We start from the raw sequence: 14,862 nt of genomic DNA on the forward strand, positions 1-14,862 counted from the left end.
GTGAATAATAGTCACAAATCAAAATGCCCATGTCAGACAAAACCCCCTCCTCCGAACTGCCATCATCCGCCCCTGTCGCTGCGCACAGCGCGGCATCTACAGCCCCCACTGTTAAAGCCGCACCCAAACCCGCCTGGCGCGATGTCTGGCGCGTGTATGCCGAAGCCGCCACGCTGCGCATGCTGTTTTTGGGTTTTTCCGCCGGCCTGCCCCTGCTTCTGGTGTTTGGCACGCTGAGCTTCTGGCTGCGCGAAGCCGGCATAGACCGCACCACCATCGGCTACCTGAGCTGGGTCGGGCTGGCTTACGGCTTCAAGTGGGTGTGGGCGCCGCTGGTGGACCGCATGCCCATTCCGCTGCTCACGCGTCTGCTTGGGCGCCGGCGCAGCTGGCTGCTGCTGTCGCAGCTGGTCATCGTGGCGGCGCTTGTCGGCATGGCACTGACGGACCCCAAGCTGGCACTGCAACCCGTCGTGTGGTGTGCACTGGCCGTGGCATTCGGGTCGGCTACACAAGACATCGCGCTGGACGCCTACCGCATCGAGTCGGCCGACATCCAGCGCCAGGCCGCACTGGCTGCCGCCTACCAAACGGGTTACCGCATCGCGATGATCTGGGCCGGCGCCGGGGCGTTGTGGATTGCAGCGCGTGCCGAAGTCGCAGGCGACGCCGTCACTTACCAGCACGGCGCATGGCAAGTGGCCTACCTGGTCATGGCGGCGTCCATGCTGCTGGGCATGGCGACGGTGCTGCTGTCGCCTGAACCAGCGCCGCGCCCGCTGGCGCCGTCGCGCAACGCTGCAGAGTGGCTTAAAACCGCGCTGGTCGACCCGTTCGCCGATTTCCTGCGCCGCTACGGCAAGCAGGCGCTGCTGATCCTGGCCCTGATCGCGGTCTACCGCATCAGCGACGTTGTCATGGGCATCATGGCCAACCCGTTCTATGTCGACATGGGCTACACCAAAGACGAAGTAGCTGCAGTGACCAAAATTTACGGCGTGGTGATGACACTGGTCGGTGCCTTCGTGGGCGGCGCGCTGGCCATGCGCTTCGGCGTCATGCGCGTGCTGATGCTGGGCGCCGTGCTGAGTGCCGCCAGCAACCTGCTGTTTGCCTGGCTGGGCACGCGGGGCCACGACGTCAACGCGCTGATCTTCGTGATCTCGGCCGACAACCTCTCCAGCGGCATTGCTTCAGCCGCTTTCATCGCCTACCTGTCGAGCCTCACCAACATCAATTATTCGGCCACCCAATACGCCCTTTTCAGCTCCATGATGCTGTTGCTGCCGAAGTTTCTGGCCGGCTATTCGGGCAAGTATGTGGACTCTTTCGGGTACAGCAACTTCTTCACCGCAACGGCCCTGCTGGGCCTGCCGGTGCTGGTTCTGGTGGGTTTTGCCTCAAGACTTAAAACGCCGCAAACCCAGAAGGAATAAGCGCAATCAGCTATTAATTCAATAGCAATTCCGCACCATGGCGGACGTGCCGTGCACGGAGTATGCTGGAGGCTCGCTGCCCCGGTTTACCGTAACTTTACGGTGGCTTCAAGCGGGATTGTTGCGCCCGGCGCACCATGAATTTCATTGTGATCCCACCCCAAGGGGAACACCTGCACACGAGGACCAGCCATGACCCAACAGCTTTTGATGATTGAAGACGATACCCGCCTGGCCAATATGGTGGGCGAATACCTGCGCCAGTCGGGCTACGGTTTTACCCACGCAGCCGACGGCGCGGCAGGTCTGGCAGCACTGGAAGCCGCAACGCCCGACCTGGTCATCCTGGACCTGATGCTGCCCGACATGGATGGACTGGAAGTGTGCCGGCGCATCAAGGGCCAGGGCAGCGAAAACGCCAATACCGCCGTGCTGATGCTGACGGCCAAGGGCGACCCGATGGACCGTATCGTCGGCCTGGAAATTGGCGCTGACGACTACCTGCCCAAACCTTTCGAGCCGCGCGAGTTGCTGGCGCGCATCCGGGCCGTGCTGCGCCGCGGCGGCGAAACGGGTGCGGCAGCCTCCAGCGGCGGCCACAAGGTCATGCGCTTCGGTTCGCTGGAGATCGACCGCGATGCACGCACCGTATCGGTGTCCGGCAACCCCTGCGAGCTGACGTCTTACCAGTTCGACCTGCTGGTGGCGCTGGCCGAACGTGCCGGCCGCGTGCTAAGCCGCGACCAGATCATGGAAGCCGTACGCGGCCGCGAACTCGAGGCCTTTGACCGCTCCATCGACGTGCACATGGGCCGCATCCGCAGCGCCATCGAGGCCGACGCAAAAGACCCGAAACGCATTCTGACGGTGCGGGGCGTCGGCTACGTTTTTGCCAAACAGCAGGACTAAGGAGGGAAATGGCTATGGAGCTCCTAGAAATGCAATTGTCGGGATGCAGGGCGAGGCGCCCGGAGCGCAGGACACCGGAATGCACTTGGGTACATGAGGATTCCGAGCACCGCGCAACGATGCCATCCGCCCGAAAATTGGACTTATAGGAGCTCCATATGTGGGGACGTTTTACCTCGCACCTGTATGTGCGAATCTGGCTGGCTGTTGTCGCTACAGTGCTGGTCCTCACTTTTCTGGTGGGCGCGGCGTGGCGCCTGAGCGCCGACCCGCCGCAGCTGCCGATACGCGAAGTGCTGGTGCACAACGACAAGGGCGAAGTCATCGGCACAGCGCAAACCAAGCCCGACCGCAAACCCGGTGACGGCCTGGAATTTGACGTGCTGACCAAAGACGGCCAGACCCTGAACCTGGTGTTGCCGCGGCCCAAACGCCCACCCGGCAACAACCCGTGGAACCGCCCTCCGTTTGGTTTTGGCTGGATGCTGGTCGTGGTCGGCCTGGCCGTGGCGCTGGGCGCCTACCCCGTGATGCGAAGGCTGACGCTGCGGCTGGAAGCCCTGCAGCGCGGCGTAGAGCGCTGGGGCGCCGGTGATTTGTCGGCCCGCGTTAACGCAGACGGCAAGGACGAGGTGGCCTTCCTGGCCAGGCGCTTCAACCACGCGGCCGAGCGCATCGAAACCCTGATGGAGTCGCACAAATCGCTGCTGGCCAACGCGTCACACGAATTGCGCTCACCACTGGCGCGTATCCGCATGGGGCTGGAACTCATGGGCACCGACGCCGCATCACCGCAGCGCAAGGAAATTTCCCGCAGCATCTCCGAACTCGACCAGCTGATCGACGAGATATTGCTGGCCAGCCGCCTCGACGCCAAGCAGGCCGACGCGGAGCCTTTTGAAACCCTGGACCTCACGGGCCTGGCGGCCGAAGAATGCTCGCGCGTCAATGCGGAGTTGAGCGCAGAGCTGAGCCAGGATTCCAGCGGCGCCGGCCTTGGCATTGATGCCGATAGCCACAGCCTGACAGTACAGGGCTCTCCACGCCTCTTGCGCCGGCTGATTCGCAACCTGCTGGAAAACGCGCGGCGCTATAGCACCGGCGAGATTAACCTCGAGCTGGCACAGGCCCGGGCCGGCGCAAAACAGCGGGCCGTGATCAAGGTGCATGACCGCGGCCCGGGCGTGCCCGCCGAGCAGCGGGAGCGCATTTTCGAACCTTTTTACCGGTTGCCCGGCGCCAGTGAACGCGAAGGCGGCGTGGGGCTCGGCCTGGCCCTGGTGAAGTCGATCAGCCAGCGCCATGGCGGCAGCGTTCGTTGCGAAGCCCGGCCTGGCGGCGGCGCGACTTTTGTTGTTGAATTGCCGGTCGCCCACCCATAAACGTGAAATAAATCACGAAGTACGGCCTCCAGCAACACTAAACCGCGCGGTCTCCTCTATTTGGAGAATGGTCAGACAGCGTGTAATCGCCGACATTTCTTCCCGTTGCTGTCACAACAATGGATAGGGGAAAAGGGGAACTAAAAGGGACTAAAAACCAAAACGTCGGTGAAACATTTCAATGATTCCCAACGACATCTTCCTCACGGAAGAAGTTTGCAAAAGCCACCTCGCGGTGGCTTTTTTTTGCCTGAAGACATGGCGGCGCGCCCTTTGATACGCTCAGGGATTCAGCCACCCACAGGAACCCCATGAGCCTTGCCACCACACCCCCAGCTCCCGCCGTCCCCCAGGGCTTCTTCCAGCTTGCCGAAGACCGGATGCCGCTGATGCCGCGGGAGGCCATGTCACCCGCGCAGCAGGCCGCTGCAGACACACTGATCGCCGGCCCGCGCAAGGCCGTGTTTGGCCCGTTCATTCCCCTGCTGCGCAGCCCGCAGCTCATGGGCCGCATCGGCGACGTGGGGGCTTACCTGCGCTTTGAAAGCGCGCTGGACGCGCGCATCCGCGAACTCGTTACCTGCGTGGCGGCCCGCCATACCGCCAACCAGTTTGAATGGCTGATGCATGCGCCGCTGGCGGTGGCTGCGGGCGTGAGCCAGGCCACTGTGGACGCGATCGCCGAAGGCAGGCAGCCGCGCGAACTGGCCGCCGATGAGGCCGTCGCGCTGGACCTCACGTTCGAAGTGCTGCGCCAGCACGGCTGCTGCGACGCCACCTACGCCGCGGCAGTGAAAACTTTCGGCGAACAGGGTGTGGTCGAGCTGGTCAGCCTCGCCGGCTATTTTGTGATGGTGTGCTGGGTGATGAACGTGGCGCGTACGCCGACCCAGGGCAAACCGGGTTTTTCGCCGCTGGCGGCCTTCCCCGCCTGACCGGCCTAATTTCCCACCCGGGGAACCGGTGGCAGCGCCGCCAGCACCCGCTCGGCGCCCATATCGTTCAGGCAGCGCGTATGGCCCAGCGGGCATTCGCGCTCGAAGCAGGGTGCGCAGTCCAGCGGCGGCTGGTAGGCGGCATCAGCTTTGAGCCACAGCACGGTGGCCTTGTCGCTTAGCGGCGGCGTATGCAGGGGGCTGGACGAGCCGAAAATCGCCACTTGCGGCACACCGAAGGCCGCAGCCACGTGCATCAGTCCCGAGTCATTGCTGATCGTGCTCTGGCTTGCGGCGATCAGGCACAGCGCCTGCACCAATGAGGTCTTGCCCGCGAAGTTCAGGCATTTGCCGGGCTGCGCCGCGTTCACGGGCGCGGCGATTTCTTCGCAGAGCGCCGCCTCCTTGCCGGAGCCCAGCAACACTACCGGCAAAGCCAGCCGCGCGGCGAGTTCTGAAAAGTGACGGGCGGGCCAGCGCTTGGCAGGACCGTATTCGGCGCCGGGCGCAAACACGTAATAGCCGCCGCGTTGCAGGCCCAGTTCAGCCAGCGCCTGCTCAATTTCAGCGGGTGCCATCTGCAGTTGCGGCCGGTCTTTGTCGAGGTCCGCCCCACCGCTCAACGCTGAATAAAACGCCACCATGGGCGGCTTGTTCTTCGGATTCTTGAGCCGGTGCGTGAGCAGGCCCACTCGCGCTTCACCGAAATAACCGATGCGTTCCGGGATGCTGGCCAGAAAAGGCAGCAGTGCGCTTTTCAGCGAATTGGGCAGGACATAAGCTTTGTCGAAACGTCCCTCGATGCGCCTGGCAAGCGCGCGACGTTCGCGGAACTGCAAGCCGCCGTGTGCAAAGGGAAATTCAATGACATCGGCCACCTGCGGCATCGCCCGGTAAACCGGCGCCACCCAGGACAAGGCACCTACCGTGAGACGTTCGCCGCGCGCATGCAAGCGGCGCATGAGCGGCTCGGTCATGACGGCGTCACCAATCCACTGAGGTGCGATCACAAGCGAGTGAATTGCACCCTGTGAGCCAGATCTGTCGTCGGATTTATGGCTCATTGCGAAGGATGGCAACATCAAAATCTTTGCGAGCGCACGGGATGGCCTGCTTGCGATACTTGGCGACAAATTCTCTCGCCTCGTCCAATGTCTTTGGATAACGGACAGTTTCGTTGCCTTCCCGAACGGGCTGAAAAAGAAATCCGTTGATTACCAGGAATCTTACTTTTTCCCACTGCCGGGTATCGCGGGATTTAGGTGCCGAGAATTTGCGGCTCAAAACGACGAGCTGGCCGCCACATTCTGGGCATAAGCGGGCGGTCACACTCCGCGGTTTTTTGAATGTCTTTCGGCAGTCCAGGCAGGCGTGCGGAAAGAGAACACCTTGAACGTGTTTCTCTTTTACAAAATAGCTGTGATGTTTGAAGCTGCCCATCAGAATGAAAGGCGACCGCGATTAGTGATGTCCGCCGAAGTGCTCGCCGGCTTTCAGCGCGTAAACCGTGCCGCAATACGGGCACTTGGCCTGGCCGGTTCGGGCCACGTCCAGGTAAACCTTCGGGTGGCTATTCCAGATTTTCATGTCGGCCTTGGGGCTGGGGCAGTAGACGCCGCCCTGGGCGTTCAGGTCCGAAGCCAGCAGTTCGACAGAGGAGGAGGCGTGGGTCGTTGTGGGGGTGCTCATCGCGGGACTTTCAGTAAGCGCTTCAGACTTTGGCCAACCAGTGGGCGTATTTCGGATTGCGGCCGTTGACGATGTCAAAGAACGCGCTCTGGATTTTTTCGGTGATGGGGCCGCGCGAGCCGGCGCCGATTTCAATGCGGTCGAGTTCGCGAATCGGCGTGACTTCGGCGGCCGTGCCGGTGAAGAAGGCCTCGTCGGAGATATACACCTCGTCGCGCGTGATGCGTTTTTGCACGAGCTCCAGGCCCAGGTCCTTGCAGATGTGCAGGATGGTGTTGCGTGTGATGCCGTTGAGCGCGCCTGCAGACAGGTCGGGCGTGTAGACCACGCCGCCCTTGATCACAAAAATGTTTTCACCCGCGCCTTCGCTGACAAAACCTGAGGCGTCGAGCAGCAGCGCTTCGTCGTAGCCGTCATCCAGCGCTTCCATGTTGGCGAGGATGGAGTTGGTGTAGTTGCTCACCGCCTTGGCCTGCGTCATGGTGATGTTGACATGGTGGCGGGTGTAGCTGGAGGTCTTCACACGGATGCCGCGCTTCATGCCTTCTTCGCCAAGGTAGGCGCCCCAGGCCCAGGCCGCGACCATCAGGTGAATCTGGTTGCCCTTGGGGCTGACGCCGAGTTTTTGCGAGCCGATCCAGGTCAGCGGGCGGATGTAGCAGGACTCCAGCTTGTTCTCGCGCACGACGGCTTTCGTGGCTTCGTTGACTTCGGCCTGGGTAAAGGGAATCTTCATACGCAAGATCTTGGCGCTGTTGAAGAGGCGCTCGGTGTGCTCTTCGAGCCGGAAAATCGCCGTGCCACCCTGGGCGTTGTAGGCCCGCACGCCTTCAAACGCGCCGCAGCCGTAATGCAGGGTGTGGCTCAGCACGTGGATCTTGGCGTCGCGCCAGTCGACCATCTGGCCGTCCATCCAGATTTTGCCGTCGCGGTCTGCCATGGAAGGAATAACTGGGGACATGGTGCTGATCCTGTGGTGAATGTCGTGGAATGGTTGTGCTGTATCGGCGCGCCGCCGGCAGCAGCAGCCGGGAATGCGGTGCCAGGCCGGGCAAAACCCGAAAGTCTGATTTTACGGTGCGGGCGGCGCTGTGCCCCCGGCCTCAGGCGAATCCGCGGGCACGGGGCGGAAGAGTTCATGGTGCGACAGTTTGCCGCCCACAAAGGTGCAGGTGACATGCGACTCGGAACCGTCTGTCCAGCGGAAGATTTCGGGCTGTTCGTCCTTGGCCGACTGCAGCAGGCCCAGCGCCCGCGTCATCGCTACCACATGTAGCAATGTCATGCCGGGCCGGAGCTTGGCGTTGAGCATGACCGCGCTGTCGACATAACCGATGGGCCGGTTGGCTGCACGCTTCAAAACCTGCATCATGCGGGTGAAATGCAGCAGCACCCACATCACGAGGGCGCTGGCAGCGGCGGCTACACCGGCCCAGCCGTAAAAGCGGTACGCCAGCAAGACCCCGGCGATGCCGGCCACGGGAACAATGATTTTCTGGAAGTTCATGGCCGTATTTTCGCAGCCACCGGGGACGCCAACGCTGCGGGGAGTGCGTAGCGGCATGAAAAAACCGCCGAAAGCGGCCTCCAGACAGCGTGGAGAGCTCTTTTTAAGCCAAAAGCGGCTGCTACCCAATCAGATATTGCGCCAGCAGCTATGTTTTTAATAGCGCTTGTTAACTGCCGCGTTGTGCCCAACCGGTCGCCAGCGCATACGCCCAGTCAGGACGGCCTCGGCTAAATGCCGCTTTGGATGCCGCCATGTGGTCATAGGGCACTGCGCGGAGGTCCGCCCGCCAGCCCTGGGCGGTTTTTTCCACGAGCGCGTAGCGCGCGTGCGGCGCACCGTTTTCCACCACATGCGGGTGAGGATGGTCGTCGTCATAGGCCTGCAGGCCGACGCTGCCGGGATTGACGACAAGCAGGTTGCCACACTGGACCATGCGCGGCACATGGGTGTGACCGCAAAGGACCAGCGAATGCGTCTGGGGGCTCTCGTCGCCAAGCCGCAGGAAAACTTCTTCGGCAGTGGCAGGCCGGATACCCGTCGGATGCGCGTCAGGAAAACCGGACACCGTGGTTTCCATCCAGTAGATCAAATCGCTGCCGGGCGTTCCGTGGCACAGCAGCACGTCACCGCCCGCCAGCTCCAGGCGCGCGGGCAGCGACCTGATCCACGCCACCTGCGCCGACGTCAGCTGGCCCGCGGTATAGCCGTCGGTGCCGAGTGGGTCGAGATGCTGGCCCTGGTCCAGCAATTCCAGCACCTGCCGCTCGTGGTTGCCGCGAATGGTGGTGAAGTTGCGGGCCATCAGCAGGTCGGCCGTTTCCGCGGGTTGCAACGGGCCGCTCAGGATGTCGCCCAGGTTCACGGTCTGGTCAACACCCTGCCCGGCAATGTCCGCCAGCACGGCCTCAAGCGCCAGCAGGTTACCGTGAATGTCGGAGATGACGGCGAGTTTCATGGCCCTGATTGTGCAATGCCTCAGCTCAGGCTGCGCACCACTTCCATGGCCTCTTCCACGCGCTCGACGGCGTGGATGGTGAGGCCTTCAATCGGTTTCTTGGGCGCATTGGCCTTGGGCACCACGGCAACGCTAAAGCCCAGCTTGGCCGCTTCCTTCAGGCGCTCCTGGCCGCGCGGGGCCGGGCGCACTTCTCCGGCCAGCCCGACCTCACCAAAGGCAATGAAACCCTTGGGCAACGGTTTACCGCGCAAACTGGAGGTGATGGCCAGCATCACGGCCAGGTCGGCCGCCGGCTCGCTGATGCGCACGCCGCCCACGGCGTTGACGAACACGTCCTGGTCCATGCAGGCAACACCGGCATGGCGATGCAGCACCGCCAGCAGCATGGCCAGGCGGTCGCGGTCCAGACCCACCGAAAGGCGCCGCGGGCTGGGCCCGCCGTTGTCGACCAGCGCCTGGATTTCAACCAGCATGGGGCGCGTGCCTTCCAGTGTGACCAGCACGCAGCTGCCGGGCACGGGCTCGCTGTGCTGGCTCAAAAAGATCGCGCTCGGATTGGCCACACCCTTGAGGCCTTTTTCCGTCATGGCGAACACACCGATCTCGTTGACCGCACCGAAACGGTTCTTGATGGCGCGCACGAGGCGAAAGCTTGAATGCGTGTCGCCTTCAAAGTACAGCACGGTGTCCACCATGTGCTCGAGCACACGCGGGCCGGCGAGTGCGCCCTCTTTGGTCACATGGCCAACCAGCACGATGCACACGCCGCTGGACTTGGCGGCACGCGTCAGGTGCGCCGCGCATTCACGCACCTGCGCCACCGAACCCGGCGCCGACGTGAGCTGGTCGGAATACACCGTCTGGATGGAGTCGATCACGGCAATGGCCGGCTGCGTGGCCTCCAGCGTGGCGAGGATTTTTTCTAGCTGGATTTCCGCCAGCACCTTGACCTGCGAGCCGTCCAGCCCCAGCCGGCGTGAACGCAGCGCGACCTGCGCGCCGCTTTCCTCGCCGGTCACGTAAAGTGTGTTGAGCCCGGCGCGTTGCAGCGAATCCAGCGCCTGCAGCAGCAAGGTGGACTTGCCGATGCCAGGGTCGCCGCCAATCAGCACCACGCCGCCCTCGACGATGCCGCCGCCCAGCACGCGGTCCAGCTCTTCGTGCCCGGTGGGCGTGCGCTCCATGTCGGTGGCTTCGATGTCGGCCAGGGCGGTCACGTCGGAGGCCTTGGCCAGTGACTGGAACTGGCTGCTGTAGCGGTTCTTGACCGGCGCACTGTTTTCCGCGGCCGACTCGATCAGCGTGTTCCAGGCGTTGCAGTGCGGGCATTTGCCCAGCCATTTGGGGCTGGTGCCACCGCATTCGGTGCAGGTGTAAATCGTTTTGTCTTTGGCCATGCACGATATTACTGTATAAATAACCAGCCTTTGCGTTTTGGTAATGATGGCGGGTCCTGTTCATCCGCGCAACCTGCCAACCCCCACCAACCTCCGCCATGCCTCACCTGAACATTCAATACACCGCCAACCTGGATAACCTCACCGACATGAACGCCATGTGCCACACGCTGGCCGCCACACTGGTGGCCCTGCGCGGCGAAGACGGCGTGGCGCCGCTTTTCCCGGTGGCCGGTACGCGGGTCATGGCCTGGCCGGCGCCGCACTTTGCGGTGGCGGACGGCCAGCCCGACCGCGCCTTTATCTACCTGAACCTCCTGATCACCCCCGGCCGCAGCGAAGCCATGAAAAAGCGGGCCGGCGACGCCCTGCTGGCCAGCGCCAGCGCACACCTGGATGGGGTGTTCGCGCAGCACGCCGTGGGCATGACATTGCAAATCGACGAAGGCGCCCCCGTGTATGAAGGCAAGCGCAACAACCTCGCCGCGCATCTGGATACCGCCTGATCCTGCACAAAATCGCATCTTGCACAACAATGGCTTTTTCGCGCCCGCCAGCGGCGCCACAGCAGCCCCCACCCATTCCACGAGGTCACACCATGAACATTTCGCGCCGCCAGCTCATCCAGTCATCCAGCGCTGCAGCACTGCTCACAAGCATCGGCCAGCGCGCCTGGGCCCAGGCCATTGACAGCACCAAAGTCATCGTCGGCTTTGCGCCCGGCGGCACCGCCGACATCGTGTCGCGGCGCGTCGCCGACAAGCTGCACCCCGGTTATGCCAAAAGCGCCGTGGTGGAGAACAAGACCGGCGCGGGCGGGCAAATCGCCGTGCAGTTCGTCAAATCTGCCGCGCCCGACGGCGCCACCGTTTTGCTGACGCCCATGTCCATGCTGGGCATCTACCCGCACACCTACAAGAAGCTACCGTACGACCCGGTAGCCGACCTGACCCCGGTATCTGCCGGCGCGATCTTCGACTACGGCTTCGCCGTCGGCCCCATGGTGCCGGCCAGCGTCAAAAACGTGCCGGATTTTCTTGCCTGGTGCAAGGCCAACCCAGGCCAGGCCAACTTCGGCTCACCGGCCGCCGGCTCATCGCCGCACTTCATCGGCGCGCTGCTGGGCCGTGCCGGCAACGTGGACTTGCGCCACGTGGCTTTTCGCGGCACCCAGCCCGCCGTGCTGGACATGGTGGGCGGCCAGATTGCCGCCGTGTCGGGGCCGACCGGCGAGTTCACCCAGCATGTCGCGTCGGGCAAGTGCCGCCTGCTGTCGACCAGCGGCCCCAAACGCAGCCGCTTTACCCCCAACACGCCGACGCTGCTGGAGCAAGGCTTCAAGGACATGGCGTTCACCGAATGGTTCGGCTTCTTCCTGCCCGCCAAAGCGCCGCAGGATGTGGTGCAGCGGCTGAATGCCGGCATCCGCTCCGCGCTGGCCTCGCAGGACGTGATCGACGGCCTCGCGGTGTCGTACCTGGAAGCGGCCCCGACCTCGCCCGCACAGCTGGCCGCCATGCTCAAGGCCGATACCGAGTTGTGGGGCCCGCTGGTCAAGGCGGTGGGTTTCACACCAGAGGGTTGAGCCCCCACGCTTTTCACTTCGCCTTCGGCTGCGTGTAATGCGCTGCCCCCCGAGGGGGGCGCTGCGCCTGCGGCCCCTGCTGGCCTTTCGCTTTTGGGATTAGGAAATGGAGACATGAAACGATGAAGGTATGTATTTATGGCGCTGGCGCCATTGGCGGCTGGATAGGCCACGGGCTCGCTCACGCAGGTTGCCGCGTCAGCGTGGTGGCGCGCGGCGCCACGCTCGATGCCCTGCAGCTGCACGGTCTGCGGCTGAACCAGGGCGGCAAGATCACGTCGCAAGCTGTGTCCTCCAGCGCCGCGCCGGCCGACCTCGGCGTGCAGGACCTGGTGGTGCTGGCCGTCAAAGCGCCTTCTCTGCCCGAGGTGGTGCGCCGGATCGCGCCGCTGATTGGCCCGGAAACGATGGTCCTGACCGCCATGAATGGCGTGCCCTGGTGGTTCTTGCAAGGCTTCGGCGGGACGCTTGAAGGCACCCAGTTGACTTCAGTGGACCCCGGCGGCGAACTGGCGCAGGCCATTCCGGCAAAGCACATCGTCGGCTGCGTGGTGCATGCCAGCTGCTCGCTGGATGAGCCCGGACAGGTGCACCACCACTTCGGCAACAAGCTCATCATCGGCGAGCCCTCCGGCGAGAAAACCGCCCGGGTGCAGCAGCTTGCGGCCCTGCTTGAAAAAGCCGGCTTTGAAGCGCCGGTGTCGGAGCAGATCCAGAAAGACATCTGGTTCAAGCTCTGGGGCAACATGACCGCCAACCCAATCAGCGCGCTGACCGGTGCAACCATGGACCTTGTTCTTGACGACGAACTGGTGACCGGTTTTACCCACAGCGTGATGCTTGAGGCCAAGGAAATCGGCGCGCGCATCGGCATCCCGATCAACCAGACCCCTGCGGAGCGCCATGTCGTCACGCGCAAGCTGGGTGCCTTCAAGACATCCATGCTGCAGGATGTGGAAGCCGGCAAACCGGTCGAGCTGGACGCACTGGTGACGGCCGTGCGCGAACTGGGGCAACTGACGGCGGTGCCCACACCCTATACCGACGCTTTGCTCGGGCTGGCCCGGTTGCAGGCGCGCGTCAAGGGTCTTTATTGACCCAAAGATTTTCCGGATTTTTCTCAACCACTTTTCAGGAGACAGCATGAAACACATCGGCGTTATCGGCGCATCGGGCCTCATGGGACACGGTATTGCACGCAACCTGCAGGCCAAGGGATTCAACGTCAGCCTGACCGTGCACCGCAATACGGAACGCGTGGCCGACCTGCTGGCCGCCGGCGCGAAGCAGGCCGCAAGCCCCGCCGAGCTGGGCGCGTGCGACGCGGTGATCATTTGCGTGACGGGATCGCCGCAGGTCGAGGAGACCCTGCTCGGGGCCCATGGCGTACTGTCAAAGGCGCGCGCAGGGTTGATCGTGATCGATACCTCCACCAGCGAACCCGAATCCACACGCCGCCTGGCCGCCCTCTGCGCCGAACGTGGCGCGACGCTGGTAGACGCACCGCTGGCGCGCACACCAGTCGAAGCCGAGCTCGGCAAGCTCAACACCATGGTGGGCGCCGAGCAGGCCGTGTTCGACAAAATTCAACCGGTGCTGGCGGCCTATTGCGAAAACATTTTTCACGTGGGCGGCCCCAGTGCCGGCCACATCATCAAGCTGCTCAACAACTTCATCGGCCAGGCGATTTGCACGGCTACCGCCGAGGCCTTTGCCGTGGGCGCGCTGGCGGGTATTCAGCCGCAAAAGCTGGTGGAAGTGATTTCGGCCGGCGCGGTGAACTCGGGCCTCTTCCAGGCCATGGCCAAGACACTGAACGGTGACTTCAACGCCCTGAAGTTTGAGCTGGACAACGCCCGCAAGGACCTGCGCTACTACACCCACCTGGCCGAGATGGTGAATGTTCCTTCTCTCGTGGGCGAGGCCGTGCACCAAAGCCTGGCCACCGCCAGCGCGCTGGGCCAGGGCAAGAAATTTGTCACCGCCCTTGTGACGGCGCAGGAAAAACTCACAGGCGCCAAAATCACGCCGCAGTGAGCCGCGGTTCGACGGCGCCTAAAGCGCCTTGGCGTATACGACAAAGCCGGAGTTTTCCGCCACCTGGTCATACAGCCTCATGGCCGTGGTGTTGGTTTTGTGGGTTTGCCAATAAACGCGGGTAGAACCGGCGGCTTGGGCCTTCTCGTACACGGCTTCAATCAGCGCCTTGCCAACGCCTTGGCCGCGCACGGCTTCGGCGGTGAACAGATCCTGCAAATAACAGACCGGCGCAATGCGGGTAGTGCTGCGGTGATACAGGTAATGCGTGAGGCCCACAAGTTCGCCGTCAGACTCCGCCACCAGGGCGTGGACAGGCTCATACGCATCAAAAAAGCGCGACCAGGTCATGGCGGTGATGTCGTCAGCCAGCGCCGTCTCACCGGATCGGCCGTAGAACTTGTTGTAGCCCAGCCAAAGGGGCAACCAGGCCTCGAAATCCTGCGGCGCTATGGGACGAACGGTGATGGATGAAGCCACTGGCATGGACACCTCTTGATGATGGCAGGCAGGGTTGATGCCGGAGAGAGCGGGTATCAGTCGTTGAACGCGACAGGCTGGGTAGTGCCGGCCTTGTTGCGCACGACAACCGTGCCGGCGAGCTTGTCGTGCCAGCCCTGCTTGCGGGCGTCGAAAGCCACCCAGAAAAAACCCAGGCAAAAGGGAATGGTGGACAGCACGTAACCGATGTAGCGGATGACGAACTGGCCTGGCGTGGCCTTGAGGCCGGTCCTGGCGTCCACGATGCGGGCAGCAATCGCCATTTTCCCGGGTGTCGCCTGCCGAACGATCCAGAAGCCCACGACCACTACAGCCGGAATAACCCATGAGATCAGGAAATCCGCCGGTCCCTGAACCAGCTTTGTGCTGTTCCAGTAAGCGGTGCCGTAAATGACCGTCAGTAGCGGGAAGATCAGCACACAGAACAATACGGTATCAATCAGCGATGCCCAGACGCGTATCCAGAAGCCGGCATATTCAAGTTCTGATGTTTCCATGGCTCTTTTTTCCTGAACAAGTTTGC

Annotated in this window: 17 protein-coding genes; 8 read left to right on the top strand and 9 right to left on the bottom strand. The window is 63.0% G+C overall.

Annotation, left to right across the window (positions count from 1 at the left end):
• Positions 1 to 29 precede the first annotated feature (29 nt).
• The 4 genes from AC1DY9_RS21050 (at position 30) to AC1DY9_RS21065 (ending at position 4,662) form a co-directional block, all read left to right on the top strand.
• Positions 30 to 1,436, top strand: a complete 1,407-nt coding sequence (locus tag AC1DY9_RS21050) for an AmpG family muropeptide MFS transporter (RefSeq protein ID WP_477667556.1) — start codon at positions 30 to 32, stop codon at positions 1,434 to 1,436.
• A 192-nt stretch (positions 1,437 to 1,628) separates the two neighbouring features.
• Positions 1,629 to 2,345 carry a response regulator gene (locus AC1DY9_RS21055; protein ID WP_457281718.1) on the top strand — a complete coding sequence of 239 codons (717 nt, stop codon included), beginning with the start codon at positions 1,629 to 1,631 and terminating at the stop codon, positions 2,343 to 2,345.
• Positions 2,346 to 2,503: 158 nt separating this feature from the next.
• Entirely contained in the window at positions 2,504 to 3,727 is a 1,224-nt protein-coding gene (locus tag AC1DY9_RS21060) for an ATP-binding protein (protein ID WP_457281719.1), read from the top strand.
• Positions 3,728 to 4,038: 311 nt separating this feature from the next.
• Positions 4,039 to 4,662, top strand: coding sequence for a carboxymuconolactone decarboxylase family protein (locus AC1DY9_RS21065; protein WP_457281720.1), 624 nt, complete (start codon positions 4,039 to 4,041; stop codon positions 4,660 to 4,662).
• A 5-nt stretch (positions 4,663 to 4,667) separates the two neighbouring features.
• Here the strand turns inward: AC1DY9_RS21065 and waaF are convergent, their stop codons facing one another.
• The 7 genes from waaF to radA form a co-directional block, all read right to left on the bottom strand.
• Positions 4,668 to 5,726, bottom strand: coding sequence for a lipopolysaccharide heptosyltransferase II (gene waaF, locus AC1DY9_RS21070; protein WP_457281721.1), 1,059 nt, complete (start codon positions 5,724 to 5,726; stop codon positions 4,668 to 4,670).
• Positions 5,716 to 6,102: a hypothetical protein gene (locus AC1DY9_RS21075; protein WP_457281722.1), complete on the bottom strand. Its 387-nt coding sequence runs from the start codon at positions 6,100 to 6,102 to the stop codon at positions 5,716 to 5,718. Before AC1DY9_RS21075 ends, waaF begins: the two co-directional genes overlap by 11 nt.
• Positions 6,103 to 6,123: 21 nt before the next feature.
• The gene (locus tag AC1DY9_RS21080) at positions 6,124 to 6,351 is read right to left on the bottom strand and encodes a zinc-finger domain-containing protein (RefSeq protein ID WP_477667557.1); all 228 of its coding nucleotides are present in this window, start codon (positions 6,349 to 6,351) and stop codon (positions 6,124 to 6,126) included.
• A 22-nt stretch (positions 6,352 to 6,373) separates the two neighbouring features.
• Complete coding sequence (locus AC1DY9_RS21085) at positions 6,374 to 7,312, bottom strand: branched-chain amino acid transaminase (protein WP_477667558.1); 939 nt, start codon at positions 7,310 to 7,312, stop codon at positions 6,374 to 6,376.
• Between the two features lie 111 nt (positions 7,313 to 7,423).
• Complete coding sequence (locus tag AC1DY9_RS21090; RefSeq protein WP_477667559.1) at positions 7,424 to 7,858, bottom strand: glycerate kinase; 435 nt, start codon at positions 7,856 to 7,858, stop codon at positions 7,424 to 7,426.
• Between the two features lie 169 nt (positions 7,859 to 8,027).
• Complete coding sequence (locus AC1DY9_RS21095; protein ID WP_477667560.1) at positions 8,028 to 8,816, bottom strand: metallophosphoesterase family protein; 789 nt, start codon at positions 8,814 to 8,816, stop codon at positions 8,028 to 8,030.
• A gap of 20 nt (positions 8,817 to 8,836) precedes the next feature.
• On the bottom strand, positions 8,837 to 10,216 hold the full coding sequence (radA, locus tag AC1DY9_RS21100; protein WP_457281727.1) for a DNA repair protein RadA: 1,380 nt from the start codon (positions 10,214 to 10,216) through the stop codon (positions 8,837 to 8,839).
• A 98-nt stretch (positions 10,217 to 10,314) separates the two neighbouring features.
• Between radA and AC1DY9_RS21105 the strand changes: the two genes are divergently transcribed.
• The 4 genes from AC1DY9_RS21105 (at position 10,315) to AC1DY9_RS21120 (ending at position 13,838) form a co-directional block, all read left to right on the top strand.
• Positions 10,315 to 10,722 carry a 5-carboxymethyl-2-hydroxymuconate isomerase gene (locus AC1DY9_RS21105; protein ID WP_457281728.1) on the top strand — a complete coding sequence of 136 codons (408 nt, stop codon included), beginning with the start codon at positions 10,315 to 10,317 and terminating at the stop codon, positions 10,720 to 10,722.
• 92 nt (positions 10,723 to 10,814) lie between these two features.
• Complete coding sequence (locus AC1DY9_RS21110) at positions 10,815 to 11,801, top strand: Bug family tripartite tricarboxylate transporter substrate binding protein (RefSeq protein ID WP_457281729.1); 987 nt, start codon at positions 10,815 to 10,817, stop codon at positions 11,799 to 11,801.
• Between the two features lie 122 nt (positions 11,802 to 11,923).
• Complete coding sequence (locus AC1DY9_RS21115) at positions 11,924 to 12,898, top strand: 2-dehydropantoate 2-reductase (protein ID WP_457281730.1); 975 nt, start codon at positions 11,924 to 11,926, stop codon at positions 12,896 to 12,898.
• 46 nt (positions 12,899 to 12,944) lie between these two features.
• Positions 12,945 to 13,838: an NAD(P)-dependent oxidoreductase gene (locus tag AC1DY9_RS21120; RefSeq protein WP_477667561.1), complete on the top strand. Its 894-nt coding sequence runs from the start codon at positions 12,945 to 12,947 to the stop codon at positions 13,836 to 13,838.
• An 18-nt stretch (positions 13,839 to 13,856) separates the two neighbouring features.
• Here AC1DY9_RS21120 and AC1DY9_RS21125 read toward each other — a convergent pair whose 3' ends face one another.
• Positions 13,857 to 14,324: an N-acetyltransferase family protein gene (locus AC1DY9_RS21125; protein WP_477667562.1), complete on the bottom strand. Its 468-nt coding sequence runs from the start codon at positions 14,322 to 14,324 to the stop codon at positions 13,857 to 13,859.
• A 50-nt stretch (positions 14,325 to 14,374) separates the two neighbouring features.
• Positions 14,375 to 14,836 carry an RDD family protein gene (locus tag AC1DY9_RS21130; RefSeq protein WP_457281733.1) on the bottom strand — a complete coding sequence of 154 codons (462 nt, stop codon included), beginning with the start codon at positions 14,834 to 14,836 and terminating at the stop codon, positions 14,375 to 14,377.
• Positions 14,837 to 14,862: the final 26 nt, after the last annotated feature.

It is taken from the genome of Polaromonas sp. P1_F6 (genome assembly GCF_056405695.1).